Raw genomic sequence first — 3,741 nt, 5'->3', positions numbered from 1 at the left:
CTTCCGGCGTGCAGGCGGCGTTGCGTGAACGCGGCATCGGCCTCGAGGTCGGCGGTTTTCGCGTTCCGATCGTGCCGTCGGCGATCCTGTTCGACCTGCGCAATGGCGGCGACAAGGATTGGGGCCGTTATCCGCCCTACCGCGAGCTTGGCTATGAAGCCGCGCAAACCGCCACCGCCGATTTCCAACTCGGCACCATCGGCGCCGGCACCGGCGCGCTCACTTCGGGGCTGAAAGGCGGCCTCGGCTCCGCCTCGACGCTGCTCGACAATGGCGTCACCATCGGCGCGCTGGCCGCCGTCAATCCGACCGGTTCGGTGACCACAGGCCGAACCCGCCATTTCTGGGCGGCACCGTTCGAAATCGGCGACGAATTCGGTGGGCTTGGCTATCCCTCGCCGATGCCTGACGAGGCGAACCGGATTCTTTTGAAGTACCGCGACAAACATTTTGGCCGGCAGACGGAGACCGGCGGCAACACCACCATCGCCGTCATTGCCACCGATGCGGTGCTCACAAAGGCTGCCGCCAAGCGCCTGGCGATGTCGGCGCATGATGGATTCGTGCGCGCCATCTGGCCGACGCACACGCCGGCCGATGGCGACCTTGTGTTCGCGCTGGCGACCGGCACGAGCGGTATCGAACTCTCCGCCGATGCAGCAATCGATCTCTACGCCGCCGCCGGCGCCACCATGGCGCGCGCCATCAGCCGAGGCGTCTATGCCGCGACACCTGCCGAAAACGATCTGTTTCCGGTCTGGTCGTCACGCATGAAGTGAAGCGATCAATCAGACCGGATCGGACTTTTCTTCCTCGAACGTCACCGCGACATCAGAATTCGCCGACAGCCAGACCTTCTTGCCGTCGACTTCGGCAATCAGGCTCAGGGGAATGTAGTGGTGATGGCCCTTGTGGGCGCCCTCGCCGCTATCGGCCTTGGTTAGCTTGATGCGCTGGCCATCGACCTTGTCGACAGTGCCGACATGCACGCCATCGGCGCCGACGACTTCCATATGCTCACGAATTTTGCTGGTGTCGGTCATGGTGGTTCTCCATTGGGACTGCCGACAATAACAAATGACGGGCCGATTGGATGCATCGGCTTTCGCACCGCACGACGTTTTGATTCCGTCGTGCTAGGGGATTGAAACGATCACGGGGGTGAAGACCGATGCGAATGCTCTTTCTGTTTGCCGTTGGCCTGCTTGCACAGCTTGCGACCTCGATCGCGGCTCATGCCGGCGATGTCGCTGAACTTGAGATCCTCGGCTTCACCAAGGACGGCAGCGTCTTCGCTTTCGAGGAATATGGCGTGCAGGATGGATCGGGCTTTCCCTATGCCAACCGCTACTACATCGACACCAGCACCGACAGCTTTCTGAAGGGCACGCCGATCCGGGTCCGGCTTGAGGACGAGAATGCCAAACTGGATGCGGTGCGCCTTCAGGCCCGGCAAAAAGGCGAATCCATTGTCAGCCAGGCCGAGTTGGACGCCAACCGCGGCATCACCGCGGGTTTCAACCCGGTGACCGAGCTTTCGGCGGATCCGCACCGGATGGCGGTCAATCCGCGCCCGATCTTCACTCCGGTCGACCCACCGCTCGAGTTCCGGCTCGACGAGTTGGGCATGAACAACGCCGATGGCTGCGAGAGCCAGGGCGAAATCAACGGCTTCCGGCTGCTGCGCATCGAGGCGCAGGATGGCGGCACGACCAAGCTGCTGCACGAGGACAAGGCGATACCGAAAAGCCGGGGTTGCCCGAACGGCTATCGCATCGGCGCCGTGCAGACCTTTTCCATGGACAGCCTCAGCGCCTATGCCGTGCTGATCGCGGTGCGCCAATACGGCTTTGAAGGCCCGGACTTTCGCTGGATCGCGGTGACCGGCCGCCTGTGACACCCCCTGCTCAACCCGCCGCGCGCGATCGTGCGCTGAACCGCCTTCGCCGCGCGATACCGACGCCGCGCACAGCACTTGTCGGCGCCTTGTTGTGGGCTGTGACAATGGGCGCCAGCGCGCTCCTCACCTTGTTTTTGGGCGACTGGGAGACGCCGGCGAAAATCCGCATTGTCACCATGCTGTTTGCGGCGGGAGCTGCGCTGGCCTTCCCGATCGGCCTGTTCGCGGCGCGGCTGGTCTCGCAGGGAAGACGCTGGGAAGTCGCTTTCGCCGCGGCCTTCGTGTGCCTAGCAGCGGCGACGATCGGCCTGACCGGCGGGCTGTTTGCCCTGCAGTACCGCTCCTACTACGCCGAGTGGCATGCGCCTGCTTTCACCCGCACCTGGGTCCTCCAGTTCGTCTTCACGACGTTGATTGCGCTCTATCAATTCGTGGTGCTGGGCATCCGGCTCTATTTTCCAGTTGGTTTCATCGCTCTGTTTGCCGCGGGCGTCTGGTTTGCGCGCCAGCGGCGTTGAGCATTTTGCTCGCCTCTGTTAGGACGCGGGCAAACTTCTCGATATGTCAGGACTGACCGATGATCCCTCGCTATTCCCGGCCGGAAATGGTCGCCATCTGGTCGCCAGAAACCCGGTTCCGCATCTGGTTCGAGATCGAAGCCTATGCCTGCGATGCGCTGGCCGAACTCGGCGTCATCCCCAGGGAAGCGGCAAAAACCATCTGGGAAAAGGGCAGTGCCGCAAAATTCGACGTCGAGGCGATCGACGAGATCGAACGCGTCACCAAGCATGACGTCATCGCCTTCCTGACCCATCTTGCCGAATTCGTCGGGCCGGACGCCCGCTTCATCCACCAGGGCATGACCTCGTCCGACGTTCTCGACACCTGCTTCGCCGTACAGCTGACCCGCGCCAGCGACATCCTGCTCGCCGATATCGATGGTCTGCTTGCAGCGCTCAAGCGCCGCGCCTTCGAGCACAAGAACACCGTCACCATTGGCCGCAGCCACGGCATCCATGCCGAGCCGACGACCTTCGGCGTCAAGCTGGCGCAGGCCTATGCCGAGTTCTCGCGCTGCCGCGAGCGGTTGGTGTACGCGCGTGAGGATATCGCCACCTGTGCGATCTCCGGGGCGGTCGGCACCTTCGCCAACATCGACCCCTATGTCGAGGAGCATGTGGCGGCTAAGCTCGGCCTGAAGCCCGAGCCGGTGTCGACACAAGTAATCCCGCGTGATCGCCACGCGATGTTCTTCGCCACGCTCGGCGTCATCGCCTCGTCGGTCGAGCGGCTGTCGATCGAGATAAGGCATTTGCAGCGCACCGAAGTGCTCGAAGCGGAAGAGTATTTTTCGCCGGGCCAAAAGGGCTCGTCGGCCATGCCGCACAAGCGCAACCCTGTGCTGACCGAAAACCTCACCGGCCTTGCCCGCATGGTTCGCTCCATGGCGATGCCGGCGATGGAGAATGTGGCGCTCTGGCACGAGCGCGACATTTCCCACTCCTCGGTCGAGCGCATGATCGGCCCTGACGCCACCGTGACGCTCGATTTCGCACTGTCGCGGCTGACCGGCGTCATCGACAAGCTGCTCGTCTATCCCGACAACATGCTGAAGAACATGAACAAGTTCCGCGGCCTCGTGCATTCGCAGCGTGTCATGCTGGCGCTGACGCAGGCTGGGTTGTCTCGCGAAGACTCCTACCGTCTGGTCCAGCGCAACGCCATGAGGGTGTGGGAGCAAGGCGCTGATTTTCTTGAAGAATTACTGGCCGACAAGGAAGTGACCGCTGCCCTGCCCGAGGCCGAAATCCGCGAGAAATTCGACCTGGGCTATCACACCA

Annotated in this window: 5 protein-coding genes; 4 read left to right on the top strand and 1 reads right to left on the bottom strand. The window is 62.8% G+C overall.

Translation table 11 applies throughout. The features are described 5' to 3' along the window. Window positions 1-779 (top strand): P1 family peptidase (locus EN879_RS27420; RefSeq protein ID WP_127274362.1); only part of this gene is annotated, 779 nt, incomplete at its 5' end. A gap of 9 nt (window positions 780-788) precedes the next feature. Here EN879_RS27420 and EN879_RS27415 read toward each other — a convergent pair. Next, window positions 789-1,043, bottom strand: a complete 255-nt coding sequence (locus EN879_RS27415) for a DUF2171 domain-containing protein (RefSeq protein ID WP_013532118.1) — start codon at window positions 1,041-1,043, stop codon at window positions 789-791. Window positions 1,044-1,171: 128 nt separating this feature from the next. Here EN879_RS27415 and EN879_RS27410 point away from each other — a divergent pair, with 128 nt between their 5' ends. From EN879_RS27410 to purB, 3 genes are all read left to right on the top strand, one after another. Beyond that, window positions 1,172-1,897 (top strand): DUF2259 domain-containing protein, encoded by a 726-nt coding sequence (locus tag EN879_RS27410; protein ID WP_013532119.1) that lies wholly within the window; start codon window positions 1,172-1,174, stop codon window positions 1,895-1,897. Window positions 1,898-2,004: 107 nt separating this feature from the next. Further along, window positions 2,005-2,418, top strand: coding sequence for a hypothetical protein (locus tag EN879_RS27405; RefSeq protein ID WP_082826442.1), 414 nt, complete (start codon window positions 2,005-2,007; stop codon window positions 2,416-2,418). A gap of 59 nt (window positions 2,419-2,477) precedes the next feature. Then, the coding region (purB, locus tag EN879_RS27400) for an adenylosuccinate lyase (protein WP_127274361.1) at window positions 2,478-3,741 on the top strand (1,264 nt) is incomplete at its 3' end.

The sequence above is a fragment of the Mesorhizobium sp. M7A.F.Ca.AU.002.02.1.1 genome, assembly GCF_003998535.1.
Lineage (GTDB): Bacteria > Pseudomonadota > Alphaproteobacteria > Rhizobiales > Rhizobiaceae > Mesorhizobium > Mesorhizobium ciceri.
This window is presented reverse-complemented; position numbering and strand designations above follow the sequence as displayed.